13 protein-coding genes are annotated in these 19,151 nt (G+C 65.2%); all 13 read left to right on the forward strand.

Annotated features, from left to right (window positions below; genetic code table 11):
* The first annotated feature begins 1 nt into the window (after position 1).
* The 13 genes from LOY69_RS16770 to LOY69_RS16830 all read left to right on the forward strand — a co-directional run bounded on the left by LOY69_RS16770 (position 2) and on the right by LOY69_RS16830 (position 19,145).
* Positions 2-943, forward strand: a complete 942-nt coding sequence (locus LOY69_RS16770; protein ID WP_265073252.1) for a DUF58 domain-containing protein — start codon at positions 2-4, stop codon at positions 941-943.
* Complete coding sequence (locus tag LOY69_RS16775; RefSeq protein ID WP_110597237.1) at positions 940-1,434, forward strand: DUF4381 domain-containing protein; 495 nt, start codon at positions 940-942, stop codon at positions 1,432-1,434. The genes LOY69_RS16770 and LOY69_RS16775 overlap by 4 nt, the downstream gene beginning before the upstream one ends.
* Positions 1,427-2,503: a vWA domain-containing protein gene (locus LOY69_RS16780; protein ID WP_102879098.1), complete on the forward strand. Its 1,077-nt coding sequence runs from the start codon at positions 1,427-1,429 to the stop codon at positions 2,501-2,503. Before LOY69_RS16775 ends, LOY69_RS16780 begins: the two co-directional genes overlap by 8 nt.
* Positions 2,500-4,242: a VWA domain-containing protein gene (locus LOY69_RS16785; protein WP_265073253.1), complete on the forward strand. Its 1,743-nt coding sequence runs from the start codon at positions 2,500-2,502 to the stop codon at positions 4,240-4,242. The genes LOY69_RS16780 and LOY69_RS16785 overlap by 4 nt, the downstream gene beginning before the upstream one ends.
* The gene (locus LOY69_RS16790) at positions 4,239-5,876 is read left to right on the forward strand and encodes a BatD family protein (RefSeq protein ID WP_265073254.1); all 1,638 of its coding nucleotides are present in this window, start codon (positions 4,239-4,241) and stop codon (positions 5,874-5,876) included. Before LOY69_RS16785 ends, LOY69_RS16790 begins: the two co-directional genes overlap by 4 nt.
* 254 nt (positions 5,877-6,130) lie before the next feature.
* A complete protein-coding gene (locus LOY69_RS16795) occupies positions 6,131-7,375 on the forward strand; it encodes an exonuclease SbcCD subunit D C-terminal domain-containing protein (protein ID WP_265073255.1) in 1,245 nt (414 codons plus the stop codon).
* Positions 7,372-11,013, forward strand: coding sequence for an AAA family ATPase (locus LOY69_RS16800; RefSeq protein WP_265073256.1), 3,642 nt, complete (start codon positions 7,372-7,374; stop codon positions 11,011-11,013). The genes LOY69_RS16795 and LOY69_RS16800 overlap by 4 nt, the downstream gene beginning before the upstream one ends.
* Positions 11,010-11,636 (forward strand): glutathione S-transferase, encoded by a 627-nt coding sequence (locus LOY69_RS16805; protein WP_265073257.1) that lies wholly within the window; start codon positions 11,010-11,012, stop codon positions 11,634-11,636. The genes LOY69_RS16800 and LOY69_RS16805 overlap by 4 nt, the downstream gene beginning before the upstream one ends.
* A gap of 1,031 nt (positions 11,637-12,667) precedes the next feature.
* The gene (locus LOY69_RS16810; protein WP_253085812.1) at positions 12,668-13,309 is read left to right on the forward strand and encodes a DUF1345 domain-containing protein; all 642 of its coding nucleotides are present in this window, start codon (positions 12,668-12,670) and stop codon (positions 13,307-13,309) included.
* A 623-nt stretch (positions 13,310-13,932) separates the two neighbouring features.
* Complete coding sequence (locus tag LOY69_RS16815; protein ID WP_265073258.1) at positions 13,933-15,777, forward strand: HAF repeat-containing protein; 1,845 nt, start codon at positions 13,933-13,935, stop codon at positions 15,775-15,777.
* Positions 15,778-16,058: 281 nt separating this feature from the next.
* A complete protein-coding gene (locus LOY69_RS16820) occupies positions 16,059-17,000 on the forward strand; it encodes a choline ABC transporter substrate-binding protein (RefSeq protein ID WP_213665288.1) in 942 nt (313 codons plus the stop codon).
* A gap of 30 nt (positions 17,001-17,030) precedes the next feature.
* Positions 17,031-17,963, forward strand: coding sequence for an alpha/beta hydrolase (locus tag LOY69_RS16825; RefSeq protein ID WP_265073259.1), 933 nt, complete (start codon positions 17,031-17,033; stop codon positions 17,961-17,963).
* Between the two features lie 156 nt (positions 17,964-18,119).
* On the forward strand, positions 18,120-19,145 hold the full coding sequence (locus LOY69_RS16830) for a LacI family DNA-binding transcriptional regulator (protein WP_296414819.1): 1,026 nt from the start codon (positions 18,120-18,122) through the stop codon (positions 19,143-19,145).
* The last annotated feature ends 6 nt before the right edge of the window (positions 19,146-19,151 follow it).

Genomic DNA, 19,151 nt, shown 5'->3' on the forward strand with positions numbered 1-19,151 from the left:
CATGACTCAAGCCATCGCCGAACCCGGCATTCGCATCACCCTCGGCGAGCTGATCGAGATGCGCCATCGCGTGCGCGAGGTGCAGCTGTTCTCCACCCCCAGCCAGCGCAGCCCGCTGATCGGCTTGCATCACTCCAAGCTGCGCGGACGCGGTGTGGACTTCGATCAGGTGCGGGTCTATCAGGCCGGCGACGACGTGCGCACCATCGACTGGCGGGTCACCGCCCGCACCCAGGAACCCCACACCAAGCTGTTCCACGAGGAGCGCGAGCGGCCGATCTTCATCATGGTCGAGCAGAGCCGCCAGCTGTTCTTCGGTTCCGGGCTGATGTTCAAGTCGGTGCTCGCCGCCCAGGCCGCGAGCATGATCGGCTGGGCCGCCCTGGGTCATAACGACCGGGTCGGCGGCCTGGTCTACGGCGACGACGAGCACTACGAGATCAAACCGCGACGCAGCAAGCAGAGCCTGTTGCAACTGCTCAACCGCCTGGTGCGGGTCAACCAGTCGCTGCACAGCGAAGCCCAGCCCCAGCGCGATGCCCTGGGCACCGCGCTGCTGCGCGGCCGTGAAGTGCTGCGCCCCGGCAGCCTGGTGATCGTGATCTGCGACGAGCGCGCCTTGAGCGACGCCGCCGAACAACAGCTGAGCCTGCTGTCGCGGCACTGCGACCTGCTGCTGATGCCGCTGTCCGACCCCCTGGACCATGCCTTGCCCGCCGCCGGCCTGTTGCGCTTTGCCGAGCGCGGCGCGCAGTTGGAACTGGACACCCTGAACTACGAACTGCGCCAGGCCTACCGGGCCCAGAGCGAAGCGCGCATCGCCCGCTGGGAACGCCTGGCGCAAAAACTGCGGGTGCTGCTGATGCCCCTGAGCACCCAGAGCGAAATGGTCGAGCAGTTGCGCGAGTACCTCAATCCGCAGCGTCCGGGAGCCGGCCGATGAGCAGCCTGGAACAACTGCAACCGCTGCTGCTGCCGCCCGATATCGGCCTATGGCCGCCAGCACCAGGCTGGTGGCTGCTGGCGCTGCTACTGCCGGTGCTCGGCTTCGCGGCCTGGCGTTGGCGTCATCTGTGGCCGCGCAAAGCTGCGCGCGCACGCAGCGAACAGCCCCTGGACCCGGTGCGCCTGGCCGCCCTGGCGGAACTGGCGCTGTTGCCCAAGCCCTATGACGGCGCCCCGGCCGGCGCCTGGCTGCAGGCCCTCAACGCCCTGCTCAAGCGCCTGTGCCGCAACCACTATCCCTACAGCCAGAGCCACACCCTCAATGGCCGCAAGTGGCTGGCGTTTCTCGACAACCGCTGCCCGGCCGCCGGCCTGACCCGCTGGATGGTGCTGGTGGAAGGCGCCTACAAACCCGAGTGCAAGCTCGACGACAAAGCCATCGCCGGCCTGACCCAGGCGGTGGACACCTGGATTCGCAAGCATGTTTGAGTTCGCCTGGCCGTGGATCTTCGCCCTGCTGCCGCTGCCCTGGCTGCTGCGCCTGGTGCTGCCGGTGGCCGACAGCGGCGAGCCGGCGCTGAAGGTGAGCTTCCTCAGTGACCTGGAAGGCCTTTCCAAGCGCCGGGCCCGGGCCCACCTGCCGGCCTGGCGCCAGCAGGCCCGCTTCATCCTGCTCTGGGTCCTGTTGCTGTTGGCCGCGGCACGCCCGCAATGGCTGGGGGAACCGCTGCCGGTGGCCGCCAGCGGCCGCGATCTGCTGGTGGCGGTGGACGTCTCCGGTTCCATGGACTTTCCCGACATGCAATGGCAGGACGAAGACGTCAGCCGCCTGAGCCTGGTCAAGCACCTGCTGGGAGACTTTCTCGAACACCGCGAAGGCGACCGGGTCGGCCTGATCCTGTTCGGCAGCAAGGCCTACCTGCAAGCGCCCCTGACCTTCGACCGGCGCACGGTGCGGATCTGGCTGGATGAAGCGAAGATCGGCATCGCCGGCAAGAACACCGCCATTGGCGACGCCATCGGCCTGGCCCTCAAACGCCTGCGCCAGCGCCCGGCGCAGAGCCGGGTGCTGATTTTGGTCACCGACGGCGCCAATAACGGCGGCGAAATCCCGCCCATTACCGCTGCACGCCTGGCCGCCGAGGAAGGGGTGAAAATCTACCCCATCGGCATCGGGGCCGACCCGGACCAGGGCGCGACCCTCGGCCTGCTGGGGCTCAACCCGAGCCTGGACCTGGACGAGCCGGCCCTCAAGGAACTGGCCGAAGTCACCGGCGGGCGCTACTTCCGTGCCCGTGACGGTCAGGAGCTGCAAGCCATCAAGGACACCCTCGACCAACTGGAGCCGGTGGCCCAGCAGCCGACCCAGGCTCGCCCGGCCCAAGCCCTGTACCACTGGCCCCTGGCCACGGCGCTGCTGCTCAGCGTGCTGCTGGTGCTGCGCGAGCGCTGGCCGCACAACCCGCTGCAGCGCTTCTTCACCGAGTCGAACTTCCTGCTGCCTGCCCATGACTGGCGCCAGCGGCTCAAGCGCCTGCGCTTGCGGAGGCGTCGATGATCAGTCTCTGGCCCCATTGGTTCCGTCCCGGGTGGTTGCTGGTGCTGCCACTGCTGGCGCTGCTGCTGTGGAAGCTCTGGCACCGACAGAAGCGCGCCGGACGCTGGCAGATGATCCTGCCACCGGCCTTTCACGCTGCCCTGCTCAGCGGCGGCAACGGCCGCGAAAGCAAACTGCCCTGGGTGGCCCTGGGCCTGGCCTGGCTGCTGGCGGTACTGGCACTGCTGGGCCCCAGCTGGCAGCGGGTGGAGCAAACCAGCCAGAAACCCGCCGACCCGCTGGTGGTGCTGCTGGAGCTGACCCCGCAAATGCTCGCCAACGATGTGCCGCCCAATCGCCTGGAACAGGCCCGGCACAAACTGCTGGACCTGCTGCAATTGCGCAGCGACGCCCAGACCGCGATCGTGGTCTACGCCGGCAGCGCCCACACCCTGGTGCCGCTGTCCGATGATCTGGCCACCAGCCGCAACCTGCTGGACGCCCTCAAGCCATCGATCATGCCCCAGGCCGGGCAGCGCGCCGACCTGGCCCTGCTCAAGGCCCTCAAGCTGCTGGACCAGGGTGCCCTGGGCCAGGGCCGGGTGTTGCTGATGGCCTCCTCCCTCAGCGAACAGGAACGCCAGGGCATCCGCCAGGCGCTTGACGGTGAAACACCGCAATTGCTGATGCTCGGCCTCGGCAGCCGCGACGGTGCCCCGGTGACCCTGGAAGACGGCAGCTACCTCAAGGACGACCTGGGGGCGATCCTGGTGTCGCGCCTGGACAGCCCGGACCTCAAGCAGTTCATTGGCGAGGTGGGCGGCCGTTACCGTCAGGCGCGCCTGGACGACAGCGACCTCAAGGGCCTGGGCCTGACGGGCGGGCCGCAAGGCGTGCGCAGCGACGGCCAGACCCTGCGCCTGGACACCTGGGCCGACCAGGGCTATTGGCTGCTGCTGCCCCTGTTGCTGCTGGCGGCCTGCGCCGGACGCCGGGGCTGGCTGTTCTGCCTGCCGCTGCTGCTACTGGCCGCGCCGCAACCCAGCTACGCCTTCGACTTCAACGACCTGTGGCTGCGCCCCGACCAGCAAGGCCAGCGCCTGCTGCAACAGCAGCGCCCGGCCGAGGCTGCACGACACTTCCAGGACCCGCAATGGCAAGGCGTGGCCTTGTACGAGGCCGGCAACTACAATGCCGCCGCCGAGCGTTTTGCCGAAGGCAACGACGCCCGCGCCCACTACAATCGCGGCAATGCCCTGGCGCGCAGTGGTGAGCTGGAAGCCGCCATCGACGCCTACGAACAGGCCCTGGAACGCCAGCCCGAGCTGCAGCCGGCGCTACACAACAAGGCCCTGGTGGAAAGCCTGTTGCAACAGCAGCAAGCCACCCCGCCAACACCGCCGCAGCAGCCGGAAAACCCCGACAGCGACGACAGCAACCCCCCCGGACCCAGCGCGACGGCCACCCCGCCGAGCACCGCCAGCGCCCCGCCGGACAACCCCGGACAGCCTGCGGCCAACGAGGGCCAGGCCACAGCGCCCGACCCGCAGCGCAACGGCTACAGTGAAGTGCCCGGCAGTGAGCTGGACGACCAGCACACCACCACGCCCCTGCGTCCGGCCCAGGACAGCCTGGACGCCGAACACCAGCAGGCACTGGAGCAATGGCTGCGCAAGATCCCGGACGACCCGGGGGAACTGCTGAGGCGTAAATTCTGGTACGAACAGCAACAACATCAGGATCAGGGAAAACTTCGATGACCCGCTGCACCGCCCTTCTGCTCGCCCTCGCGCTCTGGACCTCGGCGTCCCAGGCTGCCGGGCTGCTCGCCAGCCTGGACCGCAACCAGGTGAACTCCGGCGAGACTGTCGAGCTGACCCTGGAGTCCACCGACGTCACCCAGTTCGGCAAGCCCGACCTGACGTCCCTGGACAGCCAGTTCGAAGTGCGCGGTACGCGCCAGGTCAACCAGCTCAACAGCCTCGGCGACAGCCACGCCAGCACCCGCTGGATCGTCACCTTGCTGCCGCGCCACACCGGCACCCTGGAGATCGCCCCGCTGCAACTGGGCAACCTGCAGAGCCAGGCCCTGACCCTGCAAGTCAACGCCAGCCCGGTGCAGGATCAGGACAGCCGCCTGGAACCGGTGTTCATCAACGCCGAACTCGATCAGCCCAAGGTCTATGTCCAGGCCCAGGCCCTGCTGACCCTGCACATCTACCATTCGGTGCCGCTGTTCGACGACAGCAGCCTGAGCCCGTTGCAACTGAGCGATGCCCGGATCGAGCAACTGGGAGAGCCGCGCACCTACGAAAAACTCATCAATGGCGTGCGCCATGGCGTGATCGAGATGCGCTACGCCGTCTATCCCCAGCGCAGCGGCGAACTGCTGATCCCGGCGCTGACCTTCACCGCCACCCCGGCCAACCCGGGCACAGGCACAGAAGAGCCCGCGTCCCAGGCACCCAAGCCCGGCAAGCTGATCCACGTCAGCTCCGCCGAACTGAGCCTGCAGGTGCTGGCCAAGCCTGCCGCCTACCCCGCCGATGCCCCCTGGCTGCCGGCCCGCAGCCTGAGCCTGAGTGAAAGCTGGAGCCCGGAGCCCGATCACCCGCAGGTCGGCGACTCCCTGACTCGCAGCCTGACCCTGAGTGCCGAGGGCTTGTCCAGCGCCCAACTGCCACCGCTGCCCCAGGCCGAGATCAATGGCCTGCGCAGCTACCCGGACCAGCCGCAACTGAGCAACCAGCACATCGAGCACGGCCTGCTGGGGACTCGCGAAGAGCGCCAGGCCCTGGTGCCGACCCGCACCGGTGACCTCGAACTGCCGGCCCTGGAGATCACTTGGTGGAACACCCTGGAAGATCGCCTGGAACAGACCAGCCTGCCGGCGCGGACCCTGCAAGTGGCGAACAACCCGAGCCTGGTGGTGGACACCCCAGCCGGCACGCCCCAGGCCAGTGTCGATAACAGCGACCTGTGGCTGTGGCAGCTGAGCACCCTGCTGCTGGCCTGCACCACCCTGCTGGGCTTTGGCCTGTGGTGGCGCGCGCGATCGCAACCGGCGGTGCTGCGGGCGGCCCAGACCGGCCCCAGCCCACGCTCGCTGCTGGACGACCTCAAGCGCGCCTGCCAGGCCAACGACCCACAGACCACCCGCCAGGCCCTGGATGCCTGGGCGCGCCAGCAACCGGAAACCCTGGCCGACATGGCCGCGCGTTTCATCCCCCTGTCCGATGCCCTGGACGGCCTCAACGGCGCCCTCTACAGCGAGACCGGCCAATATTGGCAAGGTGAGGAACTCTGGCGAGCGATCCGCGCCATCCCCATCAACGAGCGAGTGCAGGACCCGGTGGCGGACACCACCAGCCTGCCGCCGCTGTACCCCAAGTAACAGCAGCCGTGCAGCCCCCTGCCGCGTAGGAGCCTGCTTGCCGGCGAAGAGGCCCGTAAGTCATGCCGCGCCTGGGCGGGCCCTTTCGCTGGCAAGCCAGCTCCTACAGCCACCTCCCTGGAGCCAAGCCGCTGGGCCAATCGCGCCTGCATTTGCCGCAGCGTCGGGCATAAACACGCGTTTGCCAGTAAACTCTCGACCCTTTCGCCGCGGTCATCTTCTGTGCGGCCAGCCTTTTTCATGCGGAGTTTGCCTTGCGTCTGTTTCACACCTCCGACTGGCACCTGGGCCAGAACCTCCACGGCCAGGAGCGCGACTTCGAACATGCCTGCTTTCTGGAGTGGCTGTTGCGCCAGCTCAAGCACGAGCAACCGGACGTGCTGCTGATCGCCGGCGATATCTTCGATACCGTCAACCCGCCGGTCAAAGCCCAGGAACGCCTCTACGACTTCATCGTCAGCGCCCACGAGCAGCTGCCGGCCCTGACCATCGTGATGATCGCCGGCAACCACGATTCCGGTTCGCGTATCGAACTGCCCGCCCCCTTGATGCGCCGCCTGCGCACCCACGCCCTGGGCCGGGTGCTGTGGCTGGACGACGGCCAGCTGGACGCCGAGCGCCTGCTGCTGCCCCTGCCCGACGCCAGCGGCGCGATTGTCGGCTGGTGCCTGGCCCTGCCCTTCCTGCGTCCGGCGGAAGTCACCGGCCCGCAGTTGGGAGACGACTACCTCAAGGGCATCGCCCAGGTCCATGAATGGCTGATCGCCGCGGCCAATGCCAAGCGCCAGCCGGGCCAGGCCCTGATCGCCGTGAGCCACGCGCACATGGCCGGCGGCTCGGTGTCCGAAGACTCCGAGCGCAGCCTGATCATCGGCAATGCCGAGGCGCTGCCCGCCAGCCTGTTCGGCGCGGACGTCAGCTACGTGGCCCTGGGGCACCTGCACAAGCCGCAGAAGGTCAATGGCGAGGAGCGCATCCGCTACAGCGGCTCGCCGATTCCCCTGTCGTTTTCCGAAATCGACTACCCGCACCAGATCCTCGATGTGCGCCTGGACGGCCAGACCCTGGTCAGCGTCGAACCGCGGCTGATTCCCCGGGCAGTCAACCTGCAACGCCTGGGCCCGGCGCCCCTGGGGCAGATCCTGACCCAGCTCGGCGAGCTGCCGGACATCGACCTGTTGGCCGAAGAACAGCGCCAGCCCTGGCTGGAAGTGCGGGTGCGCCTGGACGAGCCGCAACCGGACCTGCGCCAGCAAGTGGAAAGCGCCCTGCAAGGCAAGGCCGTGCGTCTGGTACGGATTGCCGCCGAATACGCCGGCAATGGCGGCCGCGATGGCGAGGACGAGACTGCCGAGCTGATCGAACTGGATCAACTGAGCCCCGAAGAACTGTTCCGCCGGGCCTGGCGCGACGCCTACGCCAACGAAGTGGACGACGCCACCCTCAAGGATTTCGCCCTGCTGTTGCAGGACGTTCAGCAAGAAGGTGAACAGCCATGAAGATCCTGGCCATCCGCCTGAAGAACCTGGCCTCCCTGGCCGGCCCGTTCGAAATCGATTTCACCGCCGAGCCCCTGGCCAGCGCCGGCCTGTTCGCCATTACCGGGCCCACCGGCGCCGGCAAGAGCACTCTGCTGGACGCCCTGTGCCTGGCGTTGTTCGGCGCGGTGCCGCGACTGAACAAGATCGCCAAGGAAAACAAGGTTCCCGAGGTCGACAGCGATATCTCCACCGGCGACCCACGCACCCTACTGCGCCGTGGCACCGGCAGCGGGTTCGCCGAAGTGGACTTTGTCGGCATCGACCGGCGCCGCTACCGCGCCCGCTGGGAAGCCAACCGCGCCCGCGACAAGGCCAACGGCAAGCTGCAAGCCAGCCGGCAGAGCCTCACCGACCTGGACAGCAATCAATTGCTGGCCAGTAGCAAGCGCGACTACGAACAGCTGATCGAATCCAAGCTGGGCCTCAACTTCGAGCAATTCACCCGCGCGGTGATGCTGGCCCAGAGCGAGTTCAGCGCCTTTCTCAAGGCCGACGACAAGGAGCGCAGCGAGCTGCTGGAAAAGCTCACCAACACCGCGATCTACAGCCAGCTGGGGCGCCGGGCCTACAGCAAGAGCAAGGAAGCCGACGAGGCCCACAAGGCGCTCCAGGCCCAGGCCAGCGGCATCGTCCCCCTGGACCCCGAGGCCCGGGCCGAACTGGACCAGCAGTTCAACGACGCCCAGCAACAGCTCAAGACCCAGCAGGCCCAGCTCAAGCAACTGGAAGCCCAGCACAGCTGGCTCAAGGAATTGCGCCAATGGCAGGAGGCGCAGCAGGACGCCACCGAGCAGTTGCAACAGGCCGAGCAGGAGGCTCAGACCCTGGCTCCGGAGCGCCTGCGCCTGCAACGGCTGGAGCAACTGGCGCCGCAGCGTCACCAATTCCTGCGCCAGATCGAGCTGCGCCAAGCGCTGGAGCCCCTGCGCCAACAGATCGAGCAGCAGGCCGCGCAACAGGTTGAGCTGCAACAACGTCACCAACAGCTGCAACAGCAAGTGCTCGACGCCGACAGCGCCCTGACCCAGGCCCAGAGCCAGCACAGCGACAGCGTCCCGCTACTGCGCGAAGCCTTTGCCGAACAGGGCAACCTGAGCCGTCTTGGCCAGAGCCTGAGCGACGCCGGCGAAACCCGTGACCGCGCGCAAAGCGCCAGTACCCAAGGCCAGCAAAGCATTGCCGAACTGCTGGAGAAGCAGCGTCTGGTGGGTGAGCGCCTGGAGCGGATTGCCGGGCAGCTGGCGCACAGCGCCGCCCTCGCCCCCTTGAGCGAAGCCTGGACGCTCTACCGCGAACGCTTGCAGCAACTGATGCTGATCGGCAACCGCCTGAATCAGGGCCAGGCCGAACTGCCGGCCCTGGAACAGCGGGCCGGCAGCGCGGCTCAGCAACTGGCCGAACAACGTACCCACCTTGAATTGCTCTACAGCGAAGCCGGTGCCGAACCCCAGGCCGTGGCCGAGCAGATCCAATTGCTGGACGGCTTGCTCAAGGACAACCGCAAGCAACAACGGGCCACCGAAGAGCTGGCACGGCTCTGGGCCCAGCAACAGGAACTGGACCTGCGCGGCCGCGCCCTGCAAGACAAGCAACAAGCCGTGGCCGCCCAGCGTGAAGCACTGAACCAGGCCGGCCTGCAAGCCAAGGCCGAACTGAGCGTCGCCGAGCAGACCCTGAGCGTCACCCAGGCCTTGCTGGAGCGTCAGCGCCTGGCCCGCAGTGCCAGTGTCGAGGAACTGCGCGAGCAGTTGCAGGACGATCAGCCCTGCCCGGTGTGCGGCAGCGTCGAGCACCCCTATCACCAGCCCGAAGCCCTGCTGCAAAGCCTGGGGCGCCATGACGAAAGCGAAGAAGCCAACGCCCGTCAGGCGGTGGACAGGCTCAAGGAACAGCTCAACGAACTGCGGGCCCAGGTCCAGGGCCTGATCGCCCAGCAGAAGGAATTCCTCCAGCAACAGGAACAGCTGGCCAGCCAGCAACAGGCGCTGGCCCCCAGCCTGCAAGCCCATCCGCAGAGTGCCAGCCTGCTGGACCAGGACCCGGCTCGACGCGATGCCTGGCTACGCCAGCAACTGGAACAGTTGCAACAGAGCATCACCCAGGATGAGAGCCGCCTGGATGCCTTGCTGACCTTGCAAAAGGACGCCACGCGGCTCCAGCAGCAGTTGCAGCAAGCACAAGACGCCAGCCAGCAGGCAGCCCAGCAACTGCACAAGCAGCAGGAGCAATTGGCCGCCGACCAGCAGCGTCTGGAGGAAGAACTGGCCAGCTTCAACAACCTGCTGCCGGCCGAGGTGCTCGAAGGCCTGCGCCGTGATCCGGCCAGCACCTTCATGCAACTGGACCAGCAGGTCCTGCAGCGCATCGAACAACTGCGCGAGCGCCAGGACGAAACCGAAGAACAACAGCAGCGCCAACTGCTGCTGGACAAGGAACAGGACCGCCAACTGACCCGCCAGCAGCAACTGAGCGACGCTCAGCAGCAGCTCGACGCCCTGAGCCAACAGCAGCAGGCCTGCCAGGACCGGCTGGCCGCCCTGCTGGGGTCGCACCCTAGCGCCGAACTCTGGCAGCAACAGCTCGATCAAGCCGTGGAACAGGCCCGCACCGCCCAGGCCAAGGCCCAGCACGAGCAGCACGAGCTGCAGCAGCAACTGATCCAACTGAGCGCCGAACTCAAGGCCCGGCAAGAGCGTCTGCAAGCCCTGGACAGCGAACAGCAGCAACTGGCCGGCAGCATCGAGCAATGGCGCGCCCAGCACCCGGAACTGGATGACGCCGGCCTGCAACAGTTGCTGGAACTGGATGAGGAGCAGATCCAGCAACTGCGCCAGCGCCTGCAGGCCAACGACAAGGCCATCGAACAAGCCAAGGTCCTGCTCCAGGAGCGTCAGCAGCGCCTGCAACAGCACCAGGCCCAGCACAACGGCAACCTGGAAGCCGGACAACTGCTCCAGGCCCTTGAACAGCTGCAGCAACAAGCCCTCGCCAGCGAGCAGCACGTAGCGGAACTGCGCGCCCGACAAAGCGAGGACCAGCGCCGCCAGGAAGCCAACCAGGCCCTGAGCCAGCGCATCAACGAGGCCTACAACCAATGGCAGCGCTGGGCCCGCCTGAATGCCCTGATCGGCTCGGCCACCGGCGACACCTTCCGCAAGATCGCCCAGGCCTACAACCTCGACCTGCTGGTGCACCACGCCAACGCCCAGTTGCGCCAACTGGTGCGGCGCTACCGCCTCAAGCGCGGCGGCAGCATGCTCGGCCTGCTGGTGCTGGACACCGAGATGGGCGACGAGCTGCGCTCGGTGCACTCGCTGTCCGGTGGCGAGACCTTCCTGGTGTCCCTGGCCCTGGCCCTTGGGCTGGCCTCCATGGCGTCCAGCACCCTGAAGATCGAATCGCTGTTTATCGACGAAGGCTTCGGCAGCCTCGACCCCGAGTCCCTGCAACTGGCCATGGACGCCCTCGACGGCCTGCAGGCCCAGGGACGCAAAGTGGCGGTGATTTCCCACGTGCAGGAAATGCACGAACGGATTCCGGTGCAGATCAAGGTCAGCCGCCAGGGCAATGGCCTGAGCACCCTGGAGGTGAAATGAGCAGCATGGACACGCCAGAGGTGACCCTCTACTCGTTCCGCCGCTGCCCCTATGCCATGCGTGCACGCCTGGCGCTGCGCTATGCCCGGGTGCCGGTGCGGATCGTCGAGGTCAGCCTCAAGGCCAAGCCACCCGAGATGCTCGCACTGTCGGCCAAGGGCACGGTGCCGGTGCTGGATCTGCAGGGGCGGGTGATCGATGAGAGCCTGGAGATCATGCACTGGGCGCTGGAGCAGCATGATCCGGACAACTGGCGGCTCATCGGCGCCCCCGAGGCCCAGACGCAGATGGCGGCCTTGATTGCCGAGAATGATCAGGTGTTCAAGGTGCACCTCAATCGCTACAAGTACGCCGAGCGTTATCCCGAAGCGCCCATGGAGCATTACCGGGCCCAGGGCGAGGTGTTTCTGGCGCAGTTGGATCGCCTGCTGCAGGAGCGACGCTATCTGCTGGCGGCGCATCCGAGCTTGGCGGACATGGCCCTGCTGCCGTTTGTTCGCCAGTTTGCTCATGTGGACCGGGAGTGGTTTGCGCAGACGCCTTATCGTGCGTTGCAGGAGTGGTTGCGGGGGTTTCTTGAATCGGAGTTGTTTGTGGGGGTCATGGCCAAGACTTTGGCGTGAGTTTTTGTTGTGGGGTTGGGTACATATCCAGGGCTGCGGGTGTAGCCTCTGGTGGTTTCGCTTTTACAGCGGGGTTGGGTACATATCCGTTCCTGCGGGTGCGGCGGCTTACGGTTCCGCTCTTACAGCGGGGTTGGGTACATATCCGTTCCTGCGGGTGCGGCCGCTGGCGGTTCCGCTCTTACAGCGGCTCACTTTTGAAAAGCGCAAAAGTAAGCAAAACGCTCTGCCCCTCCACTCGGTGCCTCGCTTAGGCTCGGCATGCCCGAACTCCGGCATTGATCCGTGGGCCGCCGCAATGGGCCATCCATGGCCCAGTGCGGCTAACCCGGCGTCCTGCCGGGTTACCCACGGCTCAATGCCTGCGTTCGGCCATCGTGGTTAACGGGGCGCTCAGATCAAAATCAAAAGCAAGATCAAAATCTGACGGCGGCCTGCCGGCCGACCTGTTTCATTGCCGTTCGCGTTACCTGTAGCCGCTGCCGAAGGCTGCGACCGGCTCCGCAGGAGACGCTAAACCTGCCTCCCCGATATTCCTGACATATCGCGTCGCCTGGTTTCGCAGCCTTCGGCAGCGGCTACAAGGAGCCGGCCTGCGCACCTTGGCTTTTGCTTTTGCTCTTGCTCTTGCTCTTGATCTTCCGGCCCCTTCCCAGCCGGCCGAGCGTAGGCGTTGCGTAGGGGGCAGCTCGGCATGGATGCCGAGCTAGCCGCCACCCGGCCATGGATGGCCGGTTGGCGGCGGGCCCCCGGAGCAATGCCGAAGCGAGGGAACCCCGAGCCCCAGCGAGGGGCCCATGGAGGGGCAAGCGTTTTTGGTTCCTTTTTAGGCGTTTGTAAAAAGGGACTCGCCGTAAGGGCGAAACCCTAAGTGGCCGTGACCGCAGGAATGGATATGTACCCACCCCCCAAACCCCAAACCATCAAGACAAACCCGCCAGCCGCCACCCCCGCAGCAACCGCTATCCCCCCCATATCCAAATCCCCCCACATGCTAGTGTTCCCCCTCTGCCCAGAAGCTGCGAGCCCCTATGTCTTTCGTGATCCGAACCCACCCCCGCCTGACCTTCGGCGTGCTGATCGGCTGCGCCGTCGGCATCCTCGCCCCCGCGCAAACCCTGACCGGCAAGCTCCTCATCGGCTGGAACGCCGCGGTCTGGACCTACCTGGCGCTGATGTTCTGGCTGACCGTGCGGGCCCGGGCCGAGGACGTGAAACGCATCGCCGAAACCGAGGACGAAAACGCCGGGCTGGTGCTGTTGATCGTCTGCGTCGCCGCCATCGCCAGTCTGGTGACCATTACCCTGGAACTGGTGGGCAGCAAGGACCTGGATACCCCTCAGCGTCTGCTGCATTACGGCTTCACCGGGTTCACGGTGATCGGTTCCTGGTTGCTGGTGGGGGTGATCTTCAGCGTGCATTACGCCCGCCTTTACTACACCTGGAATGGCAAGGAACCGGCCCTGCGCTTTGCCGAGGAACTGACCACGCCGAACTATTGGGACTTCCTCTACTTCTCCTTCACCATCGGCGTGGCGGTGCAAACTTCGGACGTCGGCGTGGCCACCCGCGAGCTGCGCAAGATCGTCCTCGCCCAATCGTTGATCGGCTTTGTGTTCAACACCGCGATCCTCGGCTTTTCCATCAATATCGCCGCCGGGCTGTTCAGCTGAACCTTTACATAACGGCTAGAACCCAGTCCTGGCCCCTCGCTAGTTCGTCGGTAAAAATCGCGACAGCTTCCTCCGAAAGCCATATAGCGAGTGTCAGGATGGGTGACAGCACTTGATCTAAGTCGAACGACTGCCAAAACTAATCAACTAAAACCAGTTGCACAGATCAATCTGCCCCAAAAAAGCCGCCCCACCACCTTAAGACTAATTTAAGAATCATCTTAAAGACCCGCCCTCTTACTTAAAATAAAATTGCCGACTTTTGCAATCATGGATTTAGTTAACTAACTTCTTAAAGTTAGTTTCGAGCTTTCAAGTAACTTCACATCCCTGCTCCACTCTTGAAGTTCGCCAGCCTCGTCATACCCAAATGACGAGACCACCTGCACTACAGAGCTCGCATGCTCAATCCATGGTTCCAAAGCAATCAGCCAAACCCAAAAGCAGCCTGTAATTTCTACAGGCTGTTATGTTTTCTGCTTCGCAAAAAGGTTATGGAATTGAAATACCCATCCGTGATAACAGCGATCACTCTGCTATGCAGTGCTGTTTACTCAAACCAGTCTCATGCACTAACTACGATCGACACCATTGACTTAAGTTCTTCGAATCCAGGATTTTCCATGGCCTTTGGCGTATCCGCTGACGGTCGTCTAGTTGCCATAAACGTAACGTCAGACACAAACGAAGATCGCGCCTTCAAATACAGCGATGAGACTGGCATGGTCGATCTGGGCACCTTGGGCGGAGACTATGCCTTTGCCCATGCCATATCCGCCGACGGCAATGTGGTCGTGGGAAAGGCCGCCACCCCTGACTCAATTCACGCCTTCAAGCACTCCGATGCGACCGGCATGATCGATCTAGGCACATTGGGCGGCGCGGCATCCAGCGCCAATGGCGTATCCGCTGACGGCGCCGTGGTGGTTGGCGACTCCTTGAATCTCCAGGGGAACATGCGTGCCTTCAAGCACACGGAGGCAACCGGGATGGTCGATCTGGGTACCTTGAATGCAAGCAACAGTGGCAAGTCCTATGCATCTGCGGTGTCCGGCGACGGTCGCGTGGTCGTGGGGCAGGCGGACATCGATACGGTTTCGGGCATACAACACGCGTTCAAACATACCGATGCAAGCGGCATGGTCGACCTGGGCACCCTCGGCGGAGAGTCCTCCCTGGCTTTGGGTGTATCTGCCGATGGCCAGGTTGTCGTGGGCAGTTCACAAACAATCACCGGTGGCACTCAAGCGTTTAAACACACTGACGCCAACGGCATGGTCGAGCTCGCTTCCTGGGGCGGCAACTCCAGCGCTTACGCAGCCTCCGCCGACGGCAGCGTTATCGTCGGGAGCGCCATCACCGCACAGGGTGATAGCCACGCGTTCAGACACACCGATGCTGGCGGCATGATCGATATGGGCACTTTAGGTGGGCAACATTCGGCAGCATCTGCCGTGTCCGCCGACGGCAATATTGTCGTGGGTCTTAGCCTCACGGCGAGTGGCGCCGTACACGCCGCGCTGTGGAAGATCACGGAAACCGGCACTCACCTCCTTGATCTGGACAACACCCGGACCGCGATGGCCAAAAGCGCCAATCAGGCATGGGGAGTCCTGGACCTGCGCAGTGCACAACTGGATCGGTTGATGAGCCAGGAGTGCCAGATCGACAGCGGCTCGTTCTGTATAGGTGTTGGTCCGAGCTACAGCAGAAACCGCGAGACCCGCCAGACCTCCACGAGCCTGACCCTGGGCGCCCGTCCCAGCGAACATCTGCGCGTAGGCATCACCCTGGATCAGAACCTCGATCAACAGTTGCCGGACAACTACACCAAGGCAGGGTCCAACGCACCCGCAGTGGCGATGTTCGTTGCCGTGGACGAATCGGGCCAGGGCCTGGGTTGGCAGGGGCGTCTGGCTGCGGCCTATCTGTCGTCCAAGGTCGATATCCGCCGTGAGCAACTGGCTTATACCGAAGCCGGTAAAGGACGTTCGAGCCTGCGTGGCAGGGCCTTCAGCATAGAGGGGGCCTATGGCCTGAGGCTCGATAGCCTGACCGTCACCCCTTATATCGGCCTCAGCCAGACCCAAGTCAGCCGCCAAGGCTATAGCGAGGACAGCGGCGCCGTCATGGCGGCCAGCTACGCAAAAATGGACCGTTCGGTGACCAGCCTGAACGCCGGCGTACGAACAGCCAAGCGCCTGACAAAACAGCTGGAGCTCAATGCCAACCTGGGCCTGATCCAGGACCTGAACAAAGACCAGGATGCCTTTCAAGCCCGCATGGACTACTTGGGACGCTATACCTACCAGGCCGATAAACAGCACTACACGCGTTTTGCCGCGAGCACCGGGGCAAGCTATGCCTTGGACCAGAACAGCGCCGTGCATGCCGGTGTGTTCTGGACACAGGAACCAGGCGGCAACGACACGACCGGTATTCAAACCGCCTTTACCTATCAGTTCTGATAGCGGCCCCGGCCCTGTTTCGCGGTATTGCCTATCAGCCCAACTGAGGCTGCACCACACTGCAACACCCCAGCCCTGGCACAACGGCCAACCGCCAGGGCTGCTGCTGATCGCAACCTGGATGAGCCTGCGGGCGTGAAGTGCGCCCGGGCAGTCGCCACAGGGCAAAAGCCGGTCGCTACAGAGCGCTTCCCGGACCATCAGGGCCACGTAAGGTGGCCAGTACGGCGCAACAAGACGCCGCTCTGAACAACAAGCCACCTGCCGGAAGAGATCCTCTGATGAAAACACCGTTCAAGCGTTGTTTCCTGCTCCTCTGCGCCACTGCACTGCTCAGTTCCCCCACCTGGGCCGCCGAGCCTGCGTCCTGCAAGACCGTGCGCATGGGGGTGGTCAACTGGACTGATGTGATCGCCACCAGCGCCGTGGCCGATGTGCTGCTGGGTGGTCTGGGCTATGACAGCAAGCAGACCAGCGCGGTGCAGCAGATCATCTTCGCCGGCATCCGCGACCAGCGCCTGGACATCTTCCTCGGCTACTGGAAGCCCGCCATGGACCAGAACATCGCGCCCTTCCTCGAGGCCGGGCAGGTCAAGGTCATGGCCCAGCCCAGCCTCGTCGATGCCCAGGCAACGCTGGCGGTGCCGGACTACGTGGCCCAGGCGGGCCTGAAAACCTTCGCCGACATCGCCCGTTTCAAGGACCAGCTGGGGGGCAAGATCTACGGCATCGAGCCCGGTAGCGGCGCCAACACCACGATCAAGACCCTGATCGACACCGACCACTTCGGCCTCAAGGGCTTCAAGCTGATCGAGTCCGGCGAGGCCGGGATGCTGGCGGCGGTGCAACGGGCGATCAATCGCAAGGAGTTCGTGGTGTTCGTCGGCTGGACCCCGCACCCGATGAACATCAACATGGCCATCACCTACCTCACCGGCAGCGAAGACGTGTACGGCCCCAACGAGGGGGCGGCCACGGTGTCCACAGTCACCGCGCCGGACTACGCCGAGCGCTGCCCCAACGTGCATCGGCTGCTGCAGAACCTGACCTTCAGCGCCGCCCAGGAAAGCCAGCTGATGGTGCCGATCATGCAGCGCAAGGCGCCCCAGGACGTGGCCCGCCAGTGGCTGCGCGAGCACCCCGAAGACCTGCAGCGCTGGCTGACGGGGGTCACCACCTTCGACGGCCGCGATGGTGTGGCTGCGGTCAAAGCGAACCTGTAACCGCCCGGCGCCTACCCTCCAGGACTGTCCATGAGCCATTACCCGCTTTCTGCCGAACTGGCGGCCTTCGTCCAGCGCACCCTGAGCTACACCAGCGCCGACAGCAGCCTCAAGGGCCTGCGCGACAGCTATGAGCGCATGTGCCGGGACTTCACTCCGGCCCATCCGCCCGGCCTCGCCGTGCATCAACGGCAACTGGCCCAGGTGCCGCTGCGTTTCTATCACCCCGACCGCGCCGCCCCGGAGTGTGGCTGGCCCTGGCTGCTGTACCTGCACGGTGGCGGCTGGGTGCTGGGCAGCCTGGATTCCCACGATTTCATCACCGCCCATCTGGCCCACGAGTTGCAGGCGCTGGTGATCGCGGTGGACTACCGGCTGGCCCCGGAACACCCGTTCCCGGCCGCCTTCGACGATTGCCTGGCGGTATGGCGGGCTCTGGAGCAGGGGCTGGGCCCTGTGCCTCTGGATCACCGCCGTCGGCTGGTGATGGGCGACAGCGCCGGGGGCAATCTGGCGGCGGCCCTGTGCCTGGCCCTGCGGGATGCCGGTGAACCCTTGCCCGCCGCCCAGGTGCTGGTCTATCCCGGGCTCGGCGGTGCCGCCAACCTGCCCTCGCGCAGCCAGTGCGCCGATGCCCCGCTGCTCAGCAGCAGTGACCTGGAGTGTTTCCAGGCGCTGTACCTGCCGGAGCCCGAACCCACCTCGCCCTATGCCCGGCCGCTGCTGGCAGAGGACTTCATTCACCTGCCGCCGGCCTTTATCGCGCAGGCACAGTTCGACCCCTTGCGCGACGACGGCCAGTGCTATCACCAGCGCCTGCTGCAGGCCGGCGTCGCCAGCCAGCTGTACCCGGGCCTGGGCCTGGTGCATGGCTGCCTGCGGGCCAGAGGGCTGGCGGCGGAAGTCGATGGGCTGTACGACGCCCTACTGCGGGCCCTGCGCGAGTTTCTTGAGCCAGCCTGAGCCCCTACCGTTGGTCAGCCAACTTGAGCCCTGATAGCGATTTATCGACGTTGCGCCCTTGACGGCAGAATGGGTTTTGCGGTTTCCTGAAACCGGTTTCAGAACCGTACCCGGAAGCACTGCAAACCGATAATTCCAAGAATAAGGTCGTTGCCCGTGAATCAGTTTTCCGCCGCCCAGCGCAGCCGCGTCACCATGCTCGATGTCGCCCGCCACGCCGGGGTCTCCAAGGCCAGCGTGTCGCGCTTTATCGGCGAAGACCGCGCCCTGCTCTCCGATGCCATTGCCTTGCGTATCGAGCAGGCCATCAGCGCGCTGGGCTACCGCCCGAACCAGATGGCCCGCGGTCTGAAACGCGGGCGCACCCGCCTGATCGGCATGCTGGTGGCCGATATCCGCAACCCCTACTCGATTGCCGTGATGCATGGCGTGGAAACCGCCTGCCGCCAGCATGGCTATAGCCTGGTGGTGTGCAACACCGACCGTGACGATCAGCAGGAAGCCCAGCACCTGGCCAACCTGCGGGCCTACAACATCGAAGGCCTGATCGTGAACACCCTGGGTCATCACCTGGAGCAGTTGCTGGAGTTGCAGCAGGAAATGCCCATGGTCCTGGTGGACCGCAAGCTTGAATCACTGCACGCCGATCTGGTGGGCCTGGACAACCCGGCGGCGGTGCACAGCGCCATCGAGCACCTGGAGCAGCAGGGTTATCGCGACCTGCTGCTGGTCAGCGAACCCCATGACGGCACCAGCTCACGACTCGAACGCAGCGCCGCCTTCCAGGACGAAGTCGCCCGGCGCCCGGCCTTGCGCGGCCAGTCACTGGAGACCGGCGCGGCCCTGGCCCGCCACCTGAAAGACTTTCTCGACGCTCCCGGCCCTGGCCCCAAGGCGCTGTTCTGCGCCAACGGCGTGGCGGCCCTGGCGGCGACCCGGGTCCTGCGTGAACTGGATTGCCCCTTGTTCGAAGGCATCGGCCTGATCGCCCTCGACGACCTGGACTGGTACCCCCTGGTGGGCAGCGGCATCACGGCCCTGGCCCAGCCCACCGAGGCCATAGGCACCGCCGCTTTCCAATGCCTGCTCAAGCGCCTGCGAGGTGATGCCGGCCCGGCGCGAGTACTGGACTTTGCGGCGCAACTGATGGTTCGCGGCTCCACCCGAAAACACCCTGTGTAATCCCGA

Source organism: Pseudomonas sp. B21-059, assembly GCF_026016285.1.
In the GTDB taxonomy this organism is placed as follows: domain Bacteria; phylum Pseudomonadota; class Gammaproteobacteria; order Pseudomonadales; family Pseudomonadaceae; genus Aquipseudomonas; species Aquipseudomonas danubii.